The organism is Humidisolicoccus flavus, from assembly GCF_045689595.1.
In the GTDB taxonomy this organism is placed as follows: Bacteria; Actinomycetota; Actinomycetes; order Actinomycetales; family Microbacteriaceae; genus Humidisolicoccus; species Humidisolicoccus flavus.
On record NZ_CP142724.1, the window covers coordinates 769,175 to 792,133 of the forward strand.

At 63.9% G+C, this 22,959-nt stretch carries 16 protein-coding genes; 4 read left to right on the top strand and 12 right to left on the bottom strand.

Features of this window, described 5'->3' with window-relative positions:
* Positions 1–95 precede the first annotated feature (95 nt).
* A complete protein-coding gene (locus tag U2H20_RS03695; RefSeq protein ID WP_430593149.1) occupies positions 96–1,118 on the top strand; it encodes an NADP-dependent oxidoreductase in 1,023 nt (340 codons plus the stop codon).
* Positions 1,119–1,187: 69 nt separating this feature from the next.
* Here U2H20_RS03695 and U2H20_RS03700 read toward each other — a convergent pair whose 3' ends face one another.
* The 5 genes from U2H20_RS03700 to U2H20_RS03720 form a co-directional block, all read right to left on the bottom strand.
* On the bottom strand, positions 1,188–2,363 hold the full coding sequence (locus U2H20_RS03700; protein ID WP_430593150.1) for an NAD(P)/FAD-dependent oxidoreductase: 1,176 nt from the start codon (positions 2,361–2,363) through the stop codon (positions 1,188–1,190).
* Between the two features lie 25 nt (positions 2,364–2,388).
* Positions 2,389–3,432, bottom strand: coding sequence for a Gfo/Idh/MocA family protein (locus tag U2H20_RS03705; RefSeq protein ID WP_430593151.1), 1,044 nt, complete (start codon positions 3,430–3,432; stop codon positions 2,389–2,391).
* A 65-nt stretch (positions 3,433–3,497) separates the two neighbouring features.
* Positions 3,498–4,394: a carbohydrate ABC transporter permease gene (locus tag U2H20_RS03710; RefSeq protein ID WP_430593152.1), complete on the bottom strand. Its 897-nt coding sequence runs from the start codon at positions 4,392–4,394 to the stop codon at positions 3,498–3,500.
* Complete coding sequence (locus tag U2H20_RS03715) at positions 4,394–5,278, bottom strand: carbohydrate ABC transporter permease (RefSeq protein WP_430593153.1); 885 nt, start codon at positions 5,276–5,278, stop codon at positions 4,394–4,396. Before U2H20_RS03715 ends, U2H20_RS03710 begins: the two co-directional genes overlap by 1 nt.
* Before the next feature lie 39 nt (positions 5,279–5,317).
* Positions 5,318–6,577, bottom strand: coding sequence for an ABC transporter substrate-binding protein (locus U2H20_RS03720; RefSeq protein ID WP_430593154.1), 1,260 nt, complete (start codon positions 6,575–6,577; stop codon positions 5,318–5,320).
* Between the two features lie 253 nt (positions 6,578–6,830).
* On the opposite strand from U2H20_RS03720, the gene U2H20_RS03725 reads away from it, so the two are divergent.
* Positions 6,831–7,922, top strand: a complete 1,092-nt coding sequence (locus tag U2H20_RS03725) for a LacI family DNA-binding transcriptional regulator (protein ID WP_430593155.1) — start codon at positions 6,831–6,833, stop codon at positions 7,920–7,922.
* A 29-nt stretch (positions 7,923–7,951) separates the two neighbouring features.
* On the opposite strand, the gene U2H20_RS03730 is transcribed toward U2H20_RS03725, so the two are convergent.
* Positions 7,952–8,383, bottom strand: a complete 432-nt coding sequence (locus U2H20_RS03730; RefSeq protein ID WP_430593156.1) for an MmcQ/YjbR family DNA-binding protein — start codon at positions 8,381–8,383, stop codon at positions 7,952–7,954.
* A gap of 65 nt (positions 8,384–8,448) precedes the next feature.
* Here U2H20_RS03730 and U2H20_RS03735 point away from each other — a divergent pair, with 65 nt between their 5' ends.
* Entirely contained in the window at positions 8,449–8,763 is a 315-nt protein-coding gene (locus tag U2H20_RS03735; RefSeq protein ID WP_430593157.1) for a hypothetical protein, read from the top strand.
* Positions 8,736–9,368 carry a hypothetical protein gene (locus U2H20_RS03740; RefSeq protein ID WP_430593158.1) on the top strand — a complete coding sequence of 211 codons (633 nt, stop codon included), beginning with the start codon at positions 8,736–8,738 and terminating at the stop codon, positions 9,366–9,368. Before U2H20_RS03735 ends, U2H20_RS03740 begins: the two co-directional genes overlap by 28 nt.
* Positions 9,369–9,450: 82 nt before the next feature.
* On the opposite strand, the gene U2H20_RS03745 is transcribed toward U2H20_RS03740, so the two are convergent.
* From U2H20_RS03745 to U2H20_RS03770, 6 genes are all read right to left on the bottom strand, one after another.
* Entirely contained in the window at positions 9,451–10,248 is a 798-nt protein-coding gene (locus U2H20_RS03745; protein WP_430593159.1) for a 4'-phosphopantetheinyl transferase family protein, read from the bottom strand.
* Positions 10,245–11,042 carry an ABC transporter permease gene (locus U2H20_RS03750; RefSeq protein WP_430593160.1) on the bottom strand — a complete coding sequence of 266 codons (798 nt, stop codon included), beginning with the start codon at positions 11,040–11,042 and terminating at the stop codon, positions 10,245–10,247. The genes U2H20_RS03745 and U2H20_RS03750 overlap by 4 nt, the downstream gene beginning before the upstream one ends.
* On the bottom strand, positions 11,039–12,070 hold the full coding sequence (locus U2H20_RS03755) for an ATP-binding cassette domain-containing protein (protein ID WP_430593161.1): 1,032 nt from the start codon (positions 12,068–12,070) through the stop codon (positions 11,039–11,041). The genes U2H20_RS03750 and U2H20_RS03755 overlap by 4 nt, the downstream gene beginning before the upstream one ends.
* Positions 12,067–12,276 carry an MbtH family protein gene (locus U2H20_RS03760; protein ID WP_430593162.1) on the bottom strand — a complete coding sequence of 70 codons (210 nt, stop codon included), beginning with the start codon at positions 12,274–12,276 and terminating at the stop codon, positions 12,067–12,069. Before U2H20_RS03760 ends, U2H20_RS03755 begins: the two co-directional genes overlap by 4 nt.
* 69 nt (positions 12,277–12,345) lie before the next feature.
* The gene (locus U2H20_RS03765) at positions 12,346–16,506 is read right to left on the bottom strand and encodes a non-ribosomal peptide synthetase (RefSeq protein ID WP_430593590.1); all 4,161 of its coding nucleotides are present in this window, start codon (positions 16,504–16,506) and stop codon (positions 12,346–12,348) included.
* A complete protein-coding gene (locus tag U2H20_RS03770; RefSeq protein ID WP_430593163.1) occupies positions 16,407–22,838 on the bottom strand; it encodes an amino acid adenylation domain-containing protein in 6,432 nt (2,143 codons plus the stop codon). The genes U2H20_RS03765 and U2H20_RS03770 overlap by 100 nt, the downstream gene beginning before the upstream one ends.
* Between the last annotated feature and the right edge of the window lie 121 nt (positions 22,839–22,959).

Here is a 22,959-nt window from a genome sequence, read left to right on the forward strand (position 1 = left end):
GCCAACGTGCCCCACGAGCGGCACACCACAGCGGATTCTCTGCAGAGGCAACACCTCGGCAATTCGCGGGCATGAACAGCAAGAGGAGGATGCCCATGAGTACAGCAACGAGCACACAGATCCAGCTCGCGTCCCGGCCAGAAGGATGGCCGACGGACGAGAACTTCACCACCACGACGGTCACCTACGGTGATCTCGAACCGAACCAGGTTCGCGTGCAGAACGAGTTCGTCTCGGTCGACCCGTACATGCGCGGCCGAATGAACGACGTGAAGAGCTACACGCCGCCATACGCGATCGGCGAGACCATGACCGGTGGCGCAATCGGTCGCGTCGTCGAGTCGACGAGCGAGGAGATCCCTGTCGGCTCCATCGTGTTGCACCAGTTCGGATGGCGCGACATCGTGCAGGAAGACGCAAGCGGCTTCCGTGTCGTTCCCGAGCTGGACGACGCTCCGCTCTCGATCTACCTCGGGCTGCTCGGCATGACAGGACTCACGGCGTACGTCGGTCTCACCGCGATCGCTGACATGAAAGCGGGCGACACCGTCTTCATATCCGGTGCTGCAGGCGCAGTCGGCACCGCTGCGGGCCAGATCGCGAAGCTCCTGGGTGCCGGCCGCGTCGTCGGCTCAGCCGGCAGCGCGGAGAAGGTCGCGCTGCTCACAGAGCGCTACGGCTATGACGCAGCCTTCAATTACAAGGACGGCCCGGTGGCCGAGCAACTCCAGCTCGCCGCACCCGATGGCATCGATGTGTACTTCGACAATGTCGGCGGCGACCACCTCGAGGCTGCGCTCGGTGCATTCAACGATGGCGGCCGCGCCGCACTGTGCGGAGCGATCGCAGGGTACAACTCGACCGAGCAGACGCCGGGACCGGCCAACATGGCGAACATCATTACGCGCGGGCTCTCGCTCGAAGGCTTCACCATCGGCAATTACCTCCAGCACGGGCCGAAGTTCCAAGAGCTCATGCGCACCTGGTTGAGCGAAGACCAGGTCGTGTACGACGAAACGGTCGTCGACGGCATCGATCACATGGTCGAGGCGTTCCTCGATCTCATGCGCGGTGGAAACATCGGCAAGATGGTCGTTCGCACGAACACCGGCGCCTAACCTCGCCGCACATGCACAGAACCCCGGAGCCAGAAGGCCCCGGGGTTCTGTTCGTGAAGGACGACGTTCCTACAGCGGTGCAACCATCGCTGATGGCGATGCCTCAGGCGTCGCATCGTCGGAGGAGAACCGGTCCGGCGTGAATGCCGCGAGCATCGGGTGCGGCTTCCCCGAGACCAGTTCGCTCGCGAGGAGCTCCCCTGCGATGAGACCGACCGTCGCTCCGGAATGCGAGAAGGCGACGTAGCACCCCGGCAGCTTCGCGACTTCGCCGAGCACTGGCTCGCCGTCGCCTGGAATCGGCTTTCGCCCGAGCTTCCACGAGGCAGGAACCAGCTCTGGCGTGCCATCGATGAGTCGCGCTGCTTCCTGCACGAGTTCGTGCACCGCCGACTCATCGATCGTGGCGTTGCCGTGTTCGTCTTCGACGATCTGCTCCTCGTACCAGTCGTGGTCGATCGCGAGGGTGCTCTCCGGGTTCGGTCGAACGGCAGCTCGCGGTGTGTTCAGTACCGACTTCAGGCCATGCTCTGCGGGTTCGGTGACCACCAGCATCGACAGTGGCGAGCCATCCGGGATCGTGATTCCCAGGCGCTCCATCACCTGCGGAGTCCAGGCACCGCACGCCACGAGGACTGCCTCGGCAGGGTGAACCGTGCCATCTGCGGTGATGATTCCGGTCGCTCGACCGGCCTCGATCTGCACGGTCGAGATTCCCGCGTTCGTCACGAGTGTGCCGCCGAGACGATCGAACTCCTCCATGAGGAAATCGATGAGGTGCGGCAGCGACACCCAGCCCTCCCCCGGGTTGACGATCGCCGCGCCGGACACGGCATCTTTGCGGACCGTACCAACCTCGCTCGGCAGGTCCGCTGCCTGCACGAGGTGCGATTCGTACGCGTGTCCGTGCTCGTACTCGTGACGCTGCTGCAGTCGTTCGGCAGCCTCATTCCGCATCCAGTACACGCCGCCGTCGAATCGCAGCCAGTCGGACTCGGGGTCTCGGGCGAACAAGGTCCGGTATCGGTCGATCCCGGTGACTCGAAGCGCATGGTAGGCATCGGAGCGCACTCCTGCGGAGTTCAACCATGAGAGCGACCTGCCCGATGCTCCGCTCGCGAGACCCTCAGCGGTGACGAGCACGACGGAAGCACCCTCTCGAAGTGCGTGCACCGCGGTGGAGACACCGAGGATTCCACCACCGAGCACCGCAATGTGTGAGCGAGGAGTGTTGAAGTGTGACATGTGTGTTCTTTCTTTGAATTTCGGCTCAGAGGGATGAGGAGGAGTGCGCGCGTTCAATGAGGTTTAGGACCTCAAGGGACTGACGCGGATCAACGGCCAGCGGTGCCTTGCGAAGCAGTGTGTCCGCCAGCCTTCGGTAGAACGTGCCGTAATCGCCGCGCTCGGGTTCGACGAGTTCCGTGTCGTCGTTCACTCCGAGCACGCCCCAGTGCTCTCGCGGTTCGACACCGAAGTCGGCATCGCTCGGTTGCGCTCCAGCGATGAGCCGGGGCTCTTGGGTGTCGAGTCCCCACTTCGTGTAGGCAGCCTTCGTTCCGAGCACGTGAAACCGCGGCGCCCGGAGCGCAGCGAGGCCGCTCATGTGCAGGTGCGAAATCGTCCCGCTGGAGTGTCGAAGTGCAAGGAAGGCATCGTTGTCGGCATCGCTTGACGAATCTGCGGGTCGACGAAGTTCAGCGGTGAGGGTCTCCACGGGGCCGAACAACTGCAGCGCCTGATCGATCAGGTGGGAGCCGAGGTCGTAGAGGATGCCGCCACCCTCAGCGAGGGTCGCCGTCGCTTTCCAGTCGCGGAAGCCTTGCGGTTTCCACCATTCGAATCGCGACTCGAATGTTCTGATGACGCCGAGCCTGCCGCTCTCGATCACGGATCGCAGGGTCAGGAAGTCGGCATCCCATCGACGATTCTGGAACACCGTGAGCGTGACACCGGCCTGCTCTGCGCGGTCGATCAGCTCTTTGGCCTGCGCGCTCGAGGGTACGAACGGCTTATCGACGACGACATGCAATCCTGCTGCAATCGCCTGTTTTGCGAGCTCGAAGTGCGTTGCCGGAGGGGTGCCGATCACCACCAGATCGAGTGCGTCGGCGTGGTCGAACACATCGTTCGATGCTTCGAGGATTCGGGCACCCGGGTATCGTTCCGCAGCAATCGCGATGCGCTCTGCGTTGCTGGTCGTGATGAAGTCGAGTCGGAACTCGGAATTCGCAGCGATGAAGGGAGCGTGGAAGATTCGCCCCGAGACACCGAAGCCGAGCACGGCGGTGCGAATTACAGAGGGAGCAGACATGAGTTTCCTTGAAAGATCAGGTGGAGGAGATCAGATGGTGAATGGACGAGGGTGTGCACGCGCGCTTACTTCCCCATTCCCTCCGCGAGCCCGCGAACGAAGTGCCGTTGGCCGATTGCGAAGGCGAGCATCATCGGGATCGCGGCGATCGCGAGCCCGGCGAACAAGACCGGCCAATCCGTTTGCAATGCACTCTTGAAGTCGAGCAGGCCGACAGGCAGGGTCTTCAGCTCTGGGTCATTGATGAGGACGAGCGCGAAGGGGAACTCGTTCCAAGCGAACAGCACGTACACGAGTCCCGCGCTCACGAGTACGGGTTTGCACAGCGGAAGGATGATCTTCGTGAACAGTTGCAGTGTGCTCGCCCCGTCGATTCGCGCCGCTTCGGTCATGTCGTTGGGGATCGTCAACATGTAGGCCCTGATGAGGAAGATCGTGAACGGCAGCCAATACGCGACGTAGATGACGATGAGCCCCGCGTGCGTGTCGTAGAGGTTCAGCAACTGCAGGAGCTGGAACAAGGGAACGAGAATCATGGTCGGCGAGACCATGAGTCCGCCGAGCACCAGGAACGTGATCGTCTTCGCGAACGGGATCGAGAGTTTCGTGAGCGCAAAGGCCGCCGCGGCGCCCAGAATGAGCACGAGCCCGAGCGAGATCACCGTGACGAACACGCTGTTCGCGAAATAGGCGATGACCCCTTTCTCCCAGGCGGTGACCCAACTGTCGAAATTGAGGTGCTGTGGAAGCGCCCACGGTGAGGCGAAGATTTCCACGCTGGTCTTGAATGCCGAGGAGAACATCCAGAACAAGGGGTACAGCACGCCGATCGCCATGATGACGAGCACGATTGCGACTGCGATCCGCGCAATGCGGCCGCCGATTCGCGATCGTCGAACTGGGCGTGATGGTGGCGCGCCCGGTGCGGTGATCTGCCGAGTGTCGAGGGAGGTGGGTGCCATTAGAGACTCACTCGCTTCTTGTTCGTGTACAACATCTGCAGGACACCGATGATCACGGTGATCACGAGAACGATCGTGGCAATCGCCGAGGCGTAGCCCATGTTGTCGTTGCGGAATGCGTTTTGATAGATGATTGTGCCGAGCACCTGCGTGGAATTGTTCGGCCCGCCGCCGGTCATCGCGACGATCTCGTTGAAGACGAGGAACGCGTTGCTGATCGTGACGATCGACATGATCGCGACCATGTCTCGCGTCAGCGGCACGGTGACGTTCATGAACTGTCTGATCGGCCCCGCGCCATCGAGCGCAGCAGCCTCGTAGAACTCGCCCGGAATGCGCTGGATCGCGACGAGCAGGAGCGCTGCTGTATACCCGGTCCATTGCCACTGGCTCATGGCGATGACTGCCCAGATCGCAGTTGACGGGTCGCCGAGCCACACTCGCTGGAGATCCTGCAATCCGAGCAACTCGAGCGCACTGTTCAAGAATCCGACCTGCGGGTGGTAGATGAACGAAAAGAGAACACCCGTGACCGTGATCGAGATCGTGGCGGGCAAGAAGTACACGCTGCGGAACAGGGCCTGCAACTTGCCCTTGACGAATCGATCGAGCAGCGCGGCAAGAACGAGTCCGAGCCCGACCTGGACGACGAGGGACACAATCGCATATGCGAGGTTGTTGCCCAACGCCGTCCAGAACACGGGATCGTCAAACGCTTTCGAATAGTGCGAGAACCCGACGAACTTCTCTTCCGGGGCGAACACACTCCACTCGAAGAAGCTCAGACGGAGATTCTGCACGAGCGGGTAGTACAGCAGGACGAGGATCGCCAGGATCGCAGGCGCTACCCAGAGCGCAGCGATCATTCGAGAGCGTTTGGTCATGGAGACCGACTCCTTTGTGTGGGGTGAACCGAGCAGTCGTTACTTGAGCGAGTCCGAGGCTGCCCGAATCGATTCGAGGATCTGTTCGGAGGTTTCGGTGCCGCCGATCGCGGCCTGACCCGCAGCGAGGAACGCTGCACCGACCTGCGGCTCGGTTGCAGTGTCGAGCCAAATGTTGAACTGTTCCTGCTCGGAGAGCTGGGTCAAGGCTTCGGTCAACTGCGGGAGGACGTTGTCCACTGAGGCTTCAGCACCGATCACTGCCGAGGGGCGGTCGCGCATCTCGAGCAGCATGGCTGCATTGTCGATGCTCGTGAAGTACCGAAGGAAGTCGATGGCGAGCTCTTTCTGCTTGCTGTTCTCGTTGACGATGAAGCCGTCGGGCGCGCCGGTGAGAGATTCCTGGTCGCCATTGCCATCGGTGATCTCCGGGAAGGCGAAGAAGTTCCAGTTCGCTGCGACATCGGGGGTTGCGCCATTTTCCTCGCGGAAGATCGAGAAGATGTTGCTCTCGCCGTAGTACATCGGCACGACGCCGGTCTGGATCTCGGCTTTCGAGGAATCGTTCGAGATTCCGTTGGCACCCTCGGTGAAGCAGCGATCTGCGAGCTCGGCAAGGTCATCGAATGCCGCGATGTAGCCGGGGTCGGTGAAGGTTGCGGTTTCCGGGTTGAAGTCGGCTGCGATCACGTCGGCAGGGACATGCTTTGCGATCAACGTCGTGAGGTAGTGCACTCCCGGCCACATTGCGTTGTTGCCCATCGCAATCGGAGTGAGCCCCGTTGCGCTGAACGCGTCGCACGTGGTGAGGAGCTCGTCGAACGTGGTCGGAACGGAGAGCCCCTGCTCGGCGAACATCGCCTCGTTGTAGATCATGTACTTGCCCGACATGCTGATGGGCACGGCGTACGTCGAACCGTCGACGGTGTACGCGTCGATTGCGGCGGGAATGAAGGAGTCGCCCCATTCACCCTCGAGCTCTTGCGTGAGGTCGGCGGCGAATCCTGCTTCAAAGAACTGCTCGCCGTAGATCCCCGGCCACGCGAAGTAGATGTCGGGAAGGTCGTTCGAGGCGGTGAGCACTCGGATTCGTTCTTTATATGGGTCGTCCTGCACGGCTGTCATCTCGATGTTGACGCCGGGGTTCGCTGCTTCGTACTCTGCGACGATCTTTTCGAAGAATGCTGCGTGATCCCCCTCGGGCCACTTGTGCAGAATCGTGATGGTGCCGCCGTCTGCGGAATCAGAGCTTGGTTCGGCTGAATTGGAACATCCGGTGAGGACGAGTGCGGTCGCCATGACAGCAGAAACTGTCAGGCTTGTTCGGGTGCGAGTGCTGATCGACATTGGACAAGGGCCTCCGTGTGAAGTGGACCGATGGCCGGACACTCGTACGGGCTGCACAAGACTTTGAATCCATCGGTGGATTACTCCCTGTTGTTGAGTCCGGTCTCATTCGGTAGTGTGAGACCGGACTCATTACCGGGTTAGCGACGAACATACTTGGTTCGCTCAGCGACCGTCAAGCAGATTCTTCGAAGAGGGGTACCGGTTGGCTAAGACGACCAAGGCGCAGAAGGCCGCGACTGTCGCCGATGTTGCACGCGAGGCGAAAGTCTCGAAAGCACAAGCGGCTCGGGCACTCGGAGGCTACGGTGCGGTCAGTGACGACGTGCACTCTCGGGTCACTCGCGCGGCCGAACAGCTCGGATATCGACCGAATATGGTCGCCCGTACGATGAACACCGGCCGCTCGCAATCGATCGGCGTCGTCGTCGGCGACATCGAGAATCCGTTCTTCGGACTCGCGATGCGTGGCATTGCCGATGAGGCTCGCATCGCCGGCTACAACGTCGTGCTGCTCAACTCGAGCGAGAGCCACGCGACCGAGGTCGAAGCGGTCAGCGTCCTGCTCGACCAGCGGGTCGACGGGCTCATTCTCGCGGCATCGCTCTCCCCTGATATTCAGCACCTCAACGATTTTGTCGATTCCGGACGACCGATCGTGCTGCTCGACCGTGGCGTTGAAGGGCTCGACGTCGATCTGGTCCGGGCCGAAGTCGAGCAGGCTGCGTTCGAGGCGACCACCCTGCTCCTGCAAGCAGGGCACACGAGGATCGCGTTCGTCTCGACCATTCGCTCCCGTCCGAGCGAATCAGGGACGGAAACTGATCTCGGGCTCACGCCGGTCGCACAACGCCTGGCAGGCATTCGTCGAGCATTCGTGCGCGAGAACGTCCCCTTCGACAACGCGCTGATCACGCTCAACGCAAGAGAGAACGGCTCCGTCGGCGAGTCGGTTCGAGCGCTCCTCACCGGCCCGAATCGCGCGACGGCGTTGATTGCCTCCGACAGCGTGATCGCACAGGAGGCGCTCGAAGAGATTCACGCGCTCGACCTTGCAATGCCAGATGATCTCTCGTTCATCATGTTCGACGACTTCGCGTGGGCCCGACTCGTCACCCCGCCCATCACCGTGGTCGCTCAGCCGATTTACGAGCTCGGTGCGACTGCTGCTCGGACGCTCTTCGCTCGGCTGCGGTCAGAAGAGCCGGAGCCCGCTCCGAGCTTCGAGGCGACGCTCATCCTGCGCGATTCGGTCGCGCCGCCGAATCGAGAACTCGCAGCAGACACGGTGCACTGAAGCTCCTCCTCGCAACGCCACTCCACGATTCACCGCAGGTACGAATTGAGGTGATCTGGGAGCACGGGGCGTTTTGCCCTCGGAAGCCCCTCGATGACCACGAGATATGCGTTGGTGACGAGTTCGGCGACGAGACCTCGGGTGATCCCCTCGCCGGCCTGCACTGAAACCCAGTGCGATTTGCTCATGTGGTAGCCGGGAGCAATGCTCGAAAACTGCTGGATCAGCGCTGAAACGTGGGTTGGTTCAGCCTTCACCGTAATGACCGGTTCGCCCTTCGCATCGCTGACGATCATGAAGATCTTCGAAATGATCCTGAACACGTCGGACTCTGCTCCGAAGGGATGATCGAGGGTCGCGTGAGGAAGATCGTTTGCGCACGCTCGGGCGAAATCCTGCAGCTCGATTGATGAGGCGAACAGGGCCTCATCGTCCTCGATCTGACTGTCATTCGAGTTCATAGCGACAACACTGGCAGACCTTGCCCCGCGACCACCACGAAGACTCGAGTCGATAGCCTTGGATGATGGAGACGACGGCCGCGATGAACACGCAGACGGTGCTCACCCGTGTGGAATGGCAGCACCGCGAAACGCTTCATCGAACACGGGTTGATTCGCTGACCGCCTCCTGGGTTGAAGCGCGAGATGCGGGCGTCGCGCATCCGATCGAGGACTTCCTGTTCACCTACTACTCGTACCCGTTGCGTCGCTTGAAACGCTGGAATCCGGGCGCGGGCGTCGAGCTGCTCGAGGCGGCCGAAACCGCACGTGGCGACTTTGCCTGGCATGTTCCGGGCTCCTCCCCGGATCGTTGCGAGTCGACGCGCGTGGGTTCCTAGCGAAGAAGGATGAAGAACTCGCTCGCATCATCGATCTGATCGAACGAACGCTCGGCCGGGCCGGTCAATTCTCGTGCTTCGGTATGCACGAATGGGCGATGGTCTACCGCGATGCCGAGCATCGTCACACCGTGCCGCTGCGACTCGGGCAGCGAGGCACCGACGAGGTCGTCGATTCCCACAAACTCCAGTGCTCGCACTTCGATGCGTTCCGTTTCTTCACGCCAGCGGCGACCCCGAAGAACACTGAGCAATTGACCCGAGAATCGCAGGCCGGCAGAGAGCAGCCCGGCTGTCTCCACGCGAATATGGACCTCTACAAGTGGGCATTGAAACTCGGCCCGCTCATACCCGGCGAGCTCCTGCTCGATTGCTTCGAACTCGCACGAGAGATCCGAATCGTCGATATGCGAGCCTCACCGTATGACGTCGCGGATTGGGATACTCCGGCGATCACGGTTGAGACGAGCGAAGGAAAAGCCGAGTACGTCGCTCATCAGCGATCGTTCGCCGCGCGTGGCAACGAGTTGCGGCGACGACTGATCGGCGTGTACTCGGCGGCTCGCGCCGAGCTCGACGAAGCGCTGAGCTCAACGACCCGGTGAGCGAAACGACTCGATGGGCGCTACGAACCGCTGAGCACGACGAACCGCTGAGCTCGACGAACCGCTGAGCACCTCGGACCGGTTACCGCGCCGACACGGCGACGTGCTCTGCACGGATCGCGCTCGGCAGTGTCTGCATCTTGACCAGGTGCGGGGTGCGAGCAGCGATTGCGCTTCGATACCCCTCGTGCGATGGAAGTCCGCGAACCGCGATATCGAGAAGCTCGGGGGTTGCCGCTTCCGCGACAAAACTCCATCCCGTCTCGGCTACCTCATCGACCTCGGCGGCCCAGTGCGGGTAGCGACCGACGTCACCGATTCGCACGATGCGAAGCGCATCGAAGGGCGAGTCGAGGCCGATGCCGGCGGACTTGACGGCCGCCTCCTTCTCGACCCAGCGACTGAGCCGAACGCTTGTCTTCGATGCGGAGCGATCAGAGAACCCGCGCTCCCTCGGATGCAGCGCGAAGGCGTCGAAACCGGCAAACAAGCGCTCGGGGATCCGCTCGATATCGATGCCGATTCTCGCCCCGCTCGGGGCGACAGCGACGAGGATCCGATCGCCCGAACTCGAGCTCGAAGCCGAGAGCCCCGCGATCTGCGGGCGACCGTGCTGCGCACCGCACCGCTCGCAGCGACGGTCGATCACGATCGAAGCTGCGTTCTCGGCCGGAATTCCGAGCCGCGAGGCGGCAAGCAGGCGAAGCGCGACCCGACTCGCGAGTTTGCGCCGACGATCCTTGGAGTTCAACTTCTTGTGTGCTGCCTCGCGGTCATCACGACTCACCAGCACCATGACGCCTCGTCCGTGTTCTTGTCCGGTGATCGCATCGCACGCGGCCAAGATCTCGTCGACACTCGCGTCGAGCACGTCGATCATCGTCGGCTGATTCGTCGGTACTGCCCCACAGCGATCGGCGCGAAGATCGCAATGATCGCAATGCAGCAGAGGAAGGCGTACAGGAACGCGTTCTGGGCAGCCCAGCCGCTCGCGGTCTCAAATCCAATCGGTGGGGTGTTCCCGAAGCCCTGGCGAACCGCTGTCGCGACCGCGGTGACCGGGTTCCATTCTGCGATCACACGCAGTGGACCGGGCAACATGTCCGCCGAGACGAATGCTCCAGAGATGAAGCAGACCGGGAACAGCCAGAGCAGCCCAAGGCTCTGCGCGACTTCAACGCTGCGCGCCGTGAGCGCAATCGCCGCTCCGATCCACGAGGTTGCGAACGCGAACAGCAGCAGCAAGACGAACGACAGCGCAACCATGCCGATGTCCGAGTGCACTCGCCAACCGATGGCGAGGCCGCAGACCACGATGACGACGATCGAGATCATGCTCGTGATGAGATCGGACGAGGTCCGGCCCAAGATCACACCGAGGCGCGACATCGGGAGCGCCCGGAATCGATCAATGATCCCGAGCTGCAGGTCTTTGGCGAGGTAGACGGCGGTAAAGGAAGAGTTGAACGTCAGCGTTTGCGCGAGGATTCCACCGATCAGGAATTCCCGGTAGGAGTCGCCGCCGAGCGCTCCCCCGAACACGAACGCGAGAATCAGCACGAAGATGATCGGCTGCGCGACTCCCGTGACGAGCGCGCCGGGGGTCCTCCAAACGTTCGTGATATTTCGCCGGGCGATGACGCCGCTGTCGCGGAATGCGGTGATCACGCTCATTTCGACACCACCTCCACGGTTTCGACTTCGGCCCGGGAGGAATCGTTCCGGTCGGACGAACCCTCCCGAGCCTGGCTTGCTTCGTCTTCGGACTCTTCAGAAGCGGGGCTTCCCGTGAGTCGAAGGAAAACTTCGTCGAGGCTCGGCTGTCGGAGCGCTGCCTCGATGACATTTATCTGTTCCAGACCGAGCGCGCCGAGTACTGCGGACAGATCCTCGCTGCCCCCACCGGCCCGGGCGGTAATGCGCGCCGATCGCTCGTCGAGGGTCGCTTCCTTGGCGATCGCTTGCACGATCGCGAGCGCAGCGTCCGGGTCGCTCTCTTTCGCGAGCACGATGTCGATCCAGGAGCCGCCGGCTTCGCTCTTCAATTCGTTGGCGGTTCCTTCGGCGATGATCTTGCCGGAATCGATCACGGCAATGGAGTCGGCGAGCTGATCTGCTTCCTCGAGGTACTGGGTCGTCAAGAGCACCGTGGTGCCTGCGGTCGCGAGCGCATCGATCGCGTCCCAAGTGTCGCGGCGACCACGCGGGTCGAGTCCCGTGGTTGGTTCGTCGAGGATCACGACCGGCGGCCGGGCGACGATTGCGCCCGCGAGATCGAGTCGGCGCTTCATCCCACCCGAGTACGTGCCTGCGCGCTGCTTGTCGGAGACTTCGTCGAGACGAAATTCACGGAGGAGTTCGCGTGCACGAGCTTTCGCATCTGCGCGGCGCATTCCGTAGAGTTCGCCGACCATCGTCAGGTTCTCGAAGCCACTCAGCTTGTCATCGACCGCGGCGTACTGCCCGGAGACCCCGAGCTTCGTCCGGACGAGATGTCCGGCGGAACGGACCGAATGTCCGGCCACGAGGATCTCACCATCGTCCGGGTCGAGCAGGGTCGTCAGCACCCGGACGGTGGTGGTCTTCCCAGCACCGTTCGGGCCGAGGAGACCCTGCACCGTGCCTTCTGCGATCTCGAGGTTGACTCCGTCGAGCGCTTGGAAGTCACCGAATCGTTTCGTGAGTCCTTGAATCGAGATCACGATGCAACAAGGTCGCGATCGTAGACGGGCGAGATGTCTTGCCAGTGCGCGTTGACGTACTCAAGGCAGTCCTCCTTGATCGCCGGTCCGAACACCGAGACCCATCCCTGTGGGATGTCTGCGAACTCCGGCCACAGCGAATGCTGTGTCGCCTCGTTCACGAGCACTCGAAAATTTGCGTCGCTGTCATCGAATGGATTCGTCATGACTGTTCCTCTTTCGTCGCTGCTTTTTCGGTCTACTGAGTCTTCGGAGCCACTCCGCGATCGGTTTGCTTATGAATGAGATCCCTTCAGAAGTTGATCGAGTACCGGCGCGATCTCGCGAATCGCCTCCTCGGTCAGCATGTCGGCGTGACGCACGCCGACCGTGCTCGAGGTGACCTCACCGGAGACGTACCGGGCCCAGGACTGCGGCGCCGGGCGGTTCGAAGGAACCTGTTCCGTCGCCTCGAAGACATGGAGGTCCCCATCGAACTCGCGCACTGGAGTGGCGTCGAAGAGCTCTCCGAGGCGCAGGAAGCGGCGCACCATCCGCTCGATGGACGACACCGGAATGTCTGCGAGCGGGCTCCCCGCCTCGGCGAGGAGGTCGAGCACGAGGTGCACGTCGAGCGCACGATCTGTCGGCCCAACGATCCCGTTGGCGTCGAGGAATGCTCGCCACATTGCATCCCCGTCCGCGACGCCTGCGAGCGCCGGGGCTTCGGAGGGATAGGCGTCGAGCACGCCGAGGAGCGAAACCTCGTGGCCGAGGGCACGCAGCCGAACGGCGATGTGCTGTGCGAGGCGACCACCGAACGACCATCCGATGATCGAATACGGGCCTTCCGGCTGCACTGCCTGCATCGCCTCGACGTATTCGTCGAGCAGATCATCGATCGTCTCCGCGGTTTCCGGTTCGGCCTCGTCGGGTGCGATACCGGGCATTTGCAGACCGAGAATCGGTCGCTCCGTCTCGAGTGCATTCAGGAGCACTGAGTACTTCCAGCTGACCCCGCTGGCGGGATGCACGGCGAAGAGCGGCTTGCCCTCGCCGTGGGGACGCAGTGGCAGGATCGGCTGCAGGCTCGCTGCAACGTCTGCTTCGCCACTTGCCGCGAGCGCTGCGAGTCCTTCCACGGTCGGTGCTTGGAAGAGCGCTTGCACGGGAAGTGTCGTGCCGAGCGTGGCATTGATGGCCGCGATCGTCGGCTGGGCGATGAACGAGTGCCCACCGAGTTCGAAGAAGGAGTCCTCGGCACTGAGCGATGCGAGACCGAGGGTCTGCTCGAACGCGGCCGCGACTGCGCGTTCCGCGTCGTTCGCTGGTGCTCGTCCATCCGTGGCGGCCGCGTGCAGTGCTGGGAGCGCTCGCTCGTCGACCTTGCCGTTCGGCGTCAGTGGGATCTCATCGATCACCGCGATCGCGTTCGGCACCATGTACCCGGGGACGCGTTCGCGCAGCGCTGTGAGCACGGTGTTCGTGAAGGCTTCACGCTCGCGCTCTGGGGATTCCGCATTGAGCTCGGATGCTGCGATGACCCAGGCGCCGAGGCTCGTTCCCCGCTGCGAATCGATTGCGTGCACGGTTGCGCCCGAAACTTCATCGAGCGATCGGATGATCGCTGCGATCTCTCCGGGCTCGACGCGGTACCCGCGAATCTTCACCTGGTTGTCGCTGCGACCGAGCGAGCGAATTCGTCGTGCGGCGCCTTCGGTCTCGGGAGCCTGTGCGACCACGAGGTCGCCGGTTCGGTACATGCGAGATCCGTCGTTCGCGAACGGGTCGGCAACGAACCGCTCGGCGGTTGCCGCCGCCTGGCCTGCGTATCCGTGTGCGAGCTGCGCTCCGGCGAGCCAGAGTTCACCGACTGCTCCGGGCAATGCGGGTTGCAGTGCGGCGTCGAGGACGTAGCCGAGCGATCGAGTCGTCGTTTTTCCGAGAATCGGCGTTTCGGCATCATCGAGCGAGGCGACCATGGCGTCAACGCCGACTTCCGTCGGGCCGTAGAGGTTCCAGGCCTTGACGGCACGGCGGTCGCGCAGCCAGGTCCAGAGTTCGGCGTCGATCGCTTCGCCGCCCAGCAGCATGATGAATGGCGTCGCCGGGTCGACCTCATCGAAGCGCTGCGCGAGCGGAGTTTGCTCGGCGATCGCCGCGACGTAACTCGGTGTGGTCTCCCACGCGTCGATCTCCCGATCAGCGAACACTGCGAGCAGCGCCTCGGGGTTCCTACGGTCCTCATCGCTCACGATGAAGAGTTCGTGTCCGGCTGCAAGCCACACGATCGGGTCCATTGCCGCGTCAAAACCGACGCCGGTGGTGTGAGCCATCGTGACTCTGCGCTCGTTCGCGTCGGGCATGAGGGTGCTCGCGTGCGAGTCGAGGAGCGCCGCGAGCGCCCGGTGCGGAACCTGCACGCCCTTCGGCTCGCCCGTCGTTCCCGAGGTGAAGATCAGGTACGCGGCAGCATCGAGATCGAGCACGCTCGCCTCGACTGCTTCGCGCTGCCTCTTCTTCGCCTCGTCGAGCAACTGCGCGGTCGAGACCACGATGGAGGGTGTTTCGAGCCCTTCGATCGCCGGCTCGTCGCCGTCGTGCACGATCGCGGTCGCCTTCGACTTCTGCAGCATTGTCTGCACACGGTCGCGAGGCAGTTCCGTGTCGACAGGCATGACCACAGCACCGGCGCGCCAGACGGCGAGCAGCGCAGCGACCGTGTCGATCGAGCGCGGCAGGAACAGCGCAACGACGTCACCGCGCTCGACTCCCGCGTTCTGGAGCCCGCTGGCGAGCAATGTGATGCGCTCGTCGAGTCCTGCGAAGTCGAGCGTCTCCGTATTCGAACGGATCGCTGTCGCGCGAGCGAACCGTTGCGCGGACTCCGTGAATACCTCGAGGATCGGGCGAAGGCTCGCTGCGGTCGCCGGGCTCTCCCAAGCGCTGAGCGCTGGCGCCTCGTCGTTCTGGATGAGGATTCGTGCGAGCGGCGCCTCCGCGTTGTCGCCTGCAGCCCGCAGGAACGCCAGCCAGTTCTCGACGAGCTGCTCGGCGGCCTGCGTGCTGAAGAGCGCAGCGTTGTACTCGAGCACGCCATCGACCGCCTGGTCGCCGGCACCGCGAGGTCGGAGCGTGAAGGAGAGATCCACCTTCGCGCTTCCTGTCGTCGCTGGGTTGAGCGGCGTCGCGGTCACACCAGGAAGCTCAAGCTGGATGCCGCTTGGTTCTTCGACCGAGAGCATTGTCTGGAACAGCGGGTGTCGGCCGAGTCGACGCTCAGGCTGCGTGCGCTCCACGATCCGCTCGAACGCGACGTGCTCACGATCGATCGCGGTGAGCGCGGTGTCGCGCGCATCGCTGATCGTGGAGGCGAAACTTGCGGCGTCACCGTCGAAGCGCACGCGCAGAGGCAGGGTGTTGACGAAGAATCCGACGAGTTCTGCAACGTCAGGATCAGTTCGACCGGCCGACGGTGAACCGATCACGATGTCATCGCCGGCATCGATGCGGTGCAGGAATGCTGCAAGGCCCGCGAGCCATCCGTGGAATCCGCTCGCGGATTCTCGCGAGGCGGTAGCGCCGATTCTCGCTGCGATGTCTGCGGGGATTTCGAAGCGCAACTGCGCAGCCGGCTGCGCAGCGCTCTTCGCACGCTCGCCGTCGATCGGGAGCTCGAGTTCTGCCGGGATACCTTGGAGCGCTTCGACCCAGCGATCGAGGTCCGCTTGCTCAGCTTCGGAATGCTCCGCTGCCGCGAACTGCTGGCGCGCGTAGTCCGCGAACTGCGCAGCGAGCGGCCGCTGCAGTTGGGCGGTCTCGCCAATTCGTGCGGTGTATGCCGCAGCGAGGTCGCGCACCAGCGGTGCGAGCGAGGCGCCGTCGGTCGCGATGTGGTGGATCACGAGGTCGAGCTGCCAGGAATCAACGCCGGTCGAGTGGACGGCAGCACGGATCGGCAGGTCGCGTCGGAGATCGAACCCGATCGAGATGTCGATCGCCTCGCGACCGAGGAGGCCATGCGGAGTTTCGTGGATGCACTGGATCGGCTGCTCTGTACCGGGCTGCTCGGTACCGGGCTGCTCGGTCGTGGCGTCCGAGTCTGAGTGCGCCGGGTACGTGGTCCGCAGGATCTCGTGACGTTCGACGAGGTCATCGAGGGCGCCGGAGAGCGCGTCGATATCGAGCGCTCCCTCGAGCGCAACCTGCAGCACCACGTTGTATTCGGAGGAGCTCGGGTCGAGCTGATTCAGGAACCAGAGCCGCGATTGACCAGAGGTCAGCGGAAGCCGCTCGTCCTCCTCGCGCGGATGCTCGCTCGTCCAGGCCCGCAGGCTCGGTTCCTGTTCGCGAGCGCTCAGCGCAGCTGCGTGCTCCCCGAGCTGCCGAGTGCCGCAACGAGTCCGGCCGGAGTCGGGGCGTCGAAGATCGCTCGCAGGGGCAGGGTTGCACTGAATTCGTCGCGGATCCGTCCCATGAGCGTGACGGCCAGCAGGGAGTGTCCACCGAGCGCAAAGAAGTCGCCGTCGCGGCCGACCTCCTTCGAATGCAGGACCTCCGCGAAAATCGCGGCCATGCGCTGTTCGTCCGGGGTTCCTGCAGTGTCGGTACCGTGGCCGAGCGTTGCTTCCGGCAGCGCGTCGACGTCGATCTTCCCGTTGGGAGTCAAGGGAATCTCGTTGATCTCGGTCAAGGTGCTCGGCACCATGAACTTCGGGAGTTCTCGTGCGAGTTGCTGACGAATCGCGTCGGTCTCGGTCGAGCCGACGAACCAGGCGAGCAGACGCGCGGTCTCCGGCCCTCCGGGCGTGACGACCCGGACCACGGCACGCTCGACACCGTCGACGCGTTCGATCGCTCGTGCGACGTCGCTCGGTTCGATGCGGTAGCCGCGAATCTTGACCTGCTCGTCGTTCCGACTCAAAAATTCGAGTTCGCCACTCGCACGTCGGCGCACGAGGTCGCCCGTGCGGTACATGCGCGTGCCCTCTGCGAACGGGTCGGCCACGAATCGGTCAGCGGTCTCTGCCGGGCGGCCGAAGTAGCCGTCGGCAGCAGATGCACCGGAGAGATAGAGCTCTCCCGTGACTCCGAGCGGGACCTGTCGAAGCGCGCTGTCGAGGACGCGGGCGGTGACGTTCGGAATCGCGTGCCCGATGTTGACGGCGCCCGGCGTGATCGGAGTGAGCACCGAGTCGACGGTGAACTCGCTCGGACCATAGAGATTCCAAGCGTGCACGTGCGCGGCATCTGCCAGCTCATCCCAGAGCTGCTGCGACACGGCTTCACCACCGACCAGGACCGTCAGGGCACGTGCGCGGTCGCGCACGAGTCCGAACGCGATCAGTTGTTGGACGTACGACGGAGTCGTCTCGATGACGTCGATGTCGTATTCGGCGATGGCTGCGACCACGGCTTCCGCGTTCTTCTGCAGTTCCTCCCCCGCCATGACGAGTGTCGTACCCGTGACGAGCCACAGCATCGGGTCCCACGCGGCGTCGAATCCGAGCCCGGAGAGGTGCAGCATGTTCGGCAGCGCGGGCGAGACGGATTCCTGAACGGGAGCGATCAACTCGGTTTCGTGGTGCGCGAGCACGTTGGCAAGGGCCGCGTGCGAAACCTGCACGCCCTTGGGAGTGCCCGTGGTCCCAGAGGTGTAGACGAGGTACGCGACGTCCGCAGCCTTCGGCAACGAAGGGAGCTCTCCCGCCGTCGCCTGCAACAGGGTCTCGACCGTCACGACGGTGGCCGAGATCTCCGCCTCCGCAGGGTCGATCGACACGTCTTCGGCACTCTTGACCACGAGGAGTCGCGCCGCGCTGTCACGCAGCATCTGCGCGATTCGCGCCTCGGGGTACGCGACGTCGATCGGGACGGCGACCGCTCCGGCACGGAGCGCTGCGAGCAGGAGAACGATCGCGTCATTCGAGCGTGGAAGCGCGATGGCGACCCGGTCGCCCGCTGTGATTCCCTGCGCGAGCAGCGCACCCGCAGCGTGCTCCACACGTTCGTGCAGGGCAGTGAAGGTGAGGGCTGCGGAATCATCGCGCACGGCGGTTGCATCACCGTGCTCGCGCACGGTCGCCGCGAAGCGCTCCAGCACCGTCGTCGTCACCTCTCTCGAGGCCCCGGCGCTGAGTGCTGCAAGCTCCGCCGCACTCTGCTCGTCATGCAGTGGCAGGTCGGAGAGCCGCTGCTCCGGTGCTGCGACGAACGCCTGCAGCACGCGGTCGAGACCGTCGCGGAGTCGGGCGATCGTTGCTTCGTCGAACAGTGAGCGGTCGAAACCGAGCGCACCGCGAAGTGGCCCGCCTTCACCCTCGGGCGTTGCGAAGTCGACCAGCAGATCGGTTTTCACGCCGGCGCTGGTCACTGCGCCGGGAACACGGATCTGCAGTCCCTCGAGCTGCAGTTCCGCTGGCTCGTTGCTCTGCAGTGTCAGGAGCACCTGGAAGAGCGGGTGGCGGTCTGCAACGCGTGCGGGTCGCAGTGCGTCGACGAGCGCGTCGAACGGCGTGTCCTGGTGTGCGTATGCATCCGTGTTGTTCGTACGCACTCGCTCGAGGACTTCGGCGAGGGTCGGATTCTGCGCGAGTGAGGTGCGGAGCACCACCGTGTTCACGAAGAACCCGACGAGCGCATCGAGCTGTGGATCGGTGCGACCGGCGACCGGCGTCCCGAGCACGATGTCGTCGCCTGCGCCCTGCTGCTGCAGTGCGATCGCGAGCGCGGCATGCAAGACGATGAACACACTCGTGCGGTGTTGCGCCGCGAGTGCACGAATTGCCGCGTGACGTTCCGGATCGAGCAGGAGTTCGAGTTCTCCGACACCGTGCGAATCGGACTGTGCAGCATTCGCGGTGCCTCGCGCACGATCGCGCGGGAGATCGAGTTCCTCGGGAGCGCCTGCGAGCTCCCGACGCCAGAATTCGATCTGTTCCGCCAGCACGCTTTCGGAATCGTTCGCCTCGCCGAGGCGTGCGCGTTGCCACAGCGTGAAATCGACGTAGTCGACGGGCAGCGGCGCGAACTCTGGGGACGTTCCGTTCGTCCGCGCCGCGTAGGCGAGCGAAAGATCCTTGGCGAACGGCGCGAGCGACCAGCCATCGGAGGCGATGTGGTGCATCGTTGCGACCAGCACCGAAGTCTCGGGTGCGGTCTGCAGCAGCACTGCGCGGAGTGGAATCTCGCGGGTGATGTCGAAGGGGCGCAGCGACTCCTCACGAACGATCGACTGCAGGTCGTCGGCAGGAACCTGAACCGCGAGGAACGGCACGTGCACCTCGTCGACGCCCAGCACGCGCTGTTCCGGCTCGTCCTGCGTGAACGGGAAGATCGTCCGAAGGGTCTCGTGGCGCGCGACGACGTCGGTAAAGGCCGCGCGCAGTGCCGGCACGTCGACCGTGCCGTCGAGTTCGAGGACGATCGGAATGTTGTACGCCGCCGAAGCCGGTTCCAGGCGATTCAGGAACCAGAGGCGACGCTGCGCGAGCGAAACGGGGATGCGTTCCGGACGCTCCTGCGGCGCAAGCACCGCGTGGGGCGCCGTCGCAGTTTCCTCGTCACCGAGCTGCGCAGCGAGACCTGCAACCGTCGGACGTTCGAACACGTCGCGGACGGTCACGGTGCGCTCGAGTGCCGTCGTCAGCGCACTCGCGAGCCTCGTGGCGAGCAGCGAGTGCCCACCGGCTGCGAAAAAGTCGTCATCGATGCCGATCGATGCAACGCCGAGCACTTCCGCGAACGCTGCCGCAACGGCGCGCTCAGTGTCGTTGCGCGGCTGCTGTGCCGCGTCGTTCGCACCAGATTCCGGGGTCGGCAGTGCGCGTCGGTCGAGCTTTCCGTTTGCAGTGAGCGGCAGCGCGTCGAGCACCATGATGCTGCTGGGCACCATGTAGTCCGGCAGTTCGTCGCGGAGCGCATCGCGCAGCTTCGCCGGGAGGTCAGCGCTGCGGCTCCCCTGCGATGCTTCGCCTCGCGTCGCTTCGCCCTGCGTCGTGATGTATGCGACCACCCGAGTCGCTGGCGCTTCACCCGCGACGATCGCGGCAGCGGCGACCACCTGCTCATTCCGACGCAGTGCCGCTTCGATTTCGCTCAGCTCGACGCGGTACCCGCGCACCTTCACCTGATCGTCGAGACGCCCGAGGAAGCGCAGCGAACCGTCCTTGCGGCGCCGCACGACGTCGCCGGTGCGGTACATGCGAGAACCGTCGCTCGCGAAGGGATCCGCGATGAAGCGCTCGGCGCTGAGACCCGGTTGGCCGACATATCCGCGGGCCACGTTGGAACCCGCGAGGTAGAGCTCGCCGACGGCTCGCTCGGGAACCGGCTGCAGGCTCGCATCCAAGATGTAGTGACGGCTGTTTCGCACCGAGGTCCCGATATGCGGCGCCTCGCCCGAGGTGATTGCAGCGGTCAGGCTGTCGACCGTGGTCTCGGTCGGGCCGTAGAAGTTCACCGCGAACAGGTCCGGGACCGCACCGAGGGCCTCCCAGAGCGACGCGCCAACCTCTTCACCGCCGAGCGCGACAACGCTCGGGTGTGGGGTGCGCTCGAACGCTCCGGCGGCGAGCAGTGCTTCGGCGAACGAAGGCGTGGTCTCGATCGAGTCGATCGAGTTCGAAGCGAAGTAGTCGCTGAGACGTTCCGGATCACGGCGAACGTCATCGTCGACGACGTGGAGTTCGTGTCCGGCGAAGAGCCACAGCAGCGGGTCCCAGGCAGCGTCGAAGGAGAGTCCGGCGGTGTGCGCAACGCGCAGCGGACGCCCGAGTCGTTCAGCGGCAGGATCGAAGAGCTCGGCGCGGTGGTGCTGGAACAGGTTTCGCAGCGCGAAGCGCTCCACCCCGACGCCCTTCGGACGACCGGTGCTTCCCGAGGTGAACACGACATATGCGAGATCGCTCCCCTCAGATGCGGGAAGGCTCGAGGCATCGCTCGATGCTCGTCGCCAGGCAGCACCCGTGTCGGTGTCGATCGCGACCATGGGAATCGTCCAGGACGCTCCCGCGTCCATGTCGCGCTTTGCCTGCGCCGCGCTCGTGAGCAGCATGATCGGTGAAGAATCCTCGATCATGTTCTCGACCCGGTCGATCGGGTACTCAGGATCGAGGGGCACGTACACGCCGCCAGATTTCAAGACCGCGAGCACCAGTACAGGAAGGTGCACGCTGCGCTCGATTCGGACCGCCACGCAGCTTCCTGCGCGCGCGCCCTGCTTCACGAGGAAGTTCGCGAGTTTGGTCGACTCGGTGTCGAGTTCTGCGAAGGTCCGCGTGCCGTCGGGCGCGACCACCGCGGTGTCCTCGCCGCGGACCGCGACCGCCGCGGCGAATGCTTCAAGCACGGTTTGCGGCTCGAGCGGGGCATCGGGGCCCTCGCCCTGCGCGAGGAGCGCTTCCGCTTCCTCCTCCGTGACGATGCGAGCGTCCGAGACCGCACGAACTTCCGGCTCCTGCATCGCATCGAGGATGAGGGCGACGAGCCGATCCGCGTGCTCGGTGAGGGTTTCCTGCGTGTGCAGTTCCGCGTCGCCTTCCAACTGGATCGTGGGTGCCGCGGCGTCGCTCTCAAGTCCTGAGATCACGATGGACAGGTCATGCACCGGTCCCGTGGAGAGGATTCGCACCTCACCACGTGCCGCTCCGAACTTCAGAGCGTCGATCACGGGCAGCAGGTTCACCGAAGGCCCCGCCTGCGCGGGAGCATTGGCGAGATCTTCAGTGCGGAATCGCTGGTGCTTCACGACTTCGCGCAGCACATCACCCGCGTGCACGATCGTCGAAGCGAAGGTCGCCGTCGGTGCAACGTCAACGCGCAGCGGCAGGATGCTGGAGAGCATCGATGGCGTCGCCTTCGCGACCTTGCCTCGTCGCGCCGTGACGGGAAGACCGAGCGAAACTCGTTCCTGTCCGGTGATTTTCGACAGGTACACGGCGATGATGCCGACCATGGTCTTCGGGAGTTCTCGACCGAGCCCTTGCAGCGGCGCCGCCTCGTCGCGACTGAGCACGCGATCGACACGGACGACCGAACGGGCGACCGCGTTCGAGGTGCCTTCGAGCCCCTCGACGACGCTTTCTTCCTCGAACTGCGCCTTCCAGAACTCCTGGTCCGCTTCGAAGTCATTCGAATCGCGGTATTCCTGCAGTGCTTCGAGCAGGTCATCGTGGCTCGGGAACGGCGAGGAGGTCTTTGCCGCGGTTTTTGCGATTCGTCCGGCGAAGATCCGCGTGAGCACACCGCGAGGCGAACGCTTTTCGAGTTCGGTGTAGGCGCGAGCCAGGTAGTGGAGGGCGATGACCGCCGAGTAGCCGTCGAGCATGATGTGGTGCACCCGCTGGAAGAACAACGAGCGACCATTGGCGAGGCGGAACAGGATCGCGCCGAAGAGCGCGTCGCCCGTGAGATCCCGCGGTGCGGTCATCTCCGCGTGCATCCGCTCACGAGCGAGTGTGAAGGCGGCGTCCTGGTTCGCCTCATAACGGAGGTCGACGATTTCGAGGAGATCATCGGTGGGCTCGGGCCGCGCCAGTGTCGCGAACGGGCCGTCATCGTCAGCGTCGAACCGCATGCTGAGGGAGTCGATATCGGCAACGACCTTCGTCAGCGCGATCCGCATGAGCGTTGGATCGAGCTCGCCTCGGAGATCGAGGAATTGCCCGATCTGATAGCTCGCGTTCGACGGGTCGAGCTGCTGCGCGTACCAGATCCCCTGCTGCGCGGCAGTCAGCGTGATTCGGGTCGATGCGGCGTCGTTCTTGCGGTTCGTAGGATTCTTCGACACGGTGCGTGCTCCTCAATAGAGAAAGCCCCGCTCGAGAGCGGGGCTTTCGTCCCCTGCATACGGAAGGTCCAAAGACCTGCCCCACGGACCTGCATCCGTGGGCGCTCCCTCAGGAGGGAGC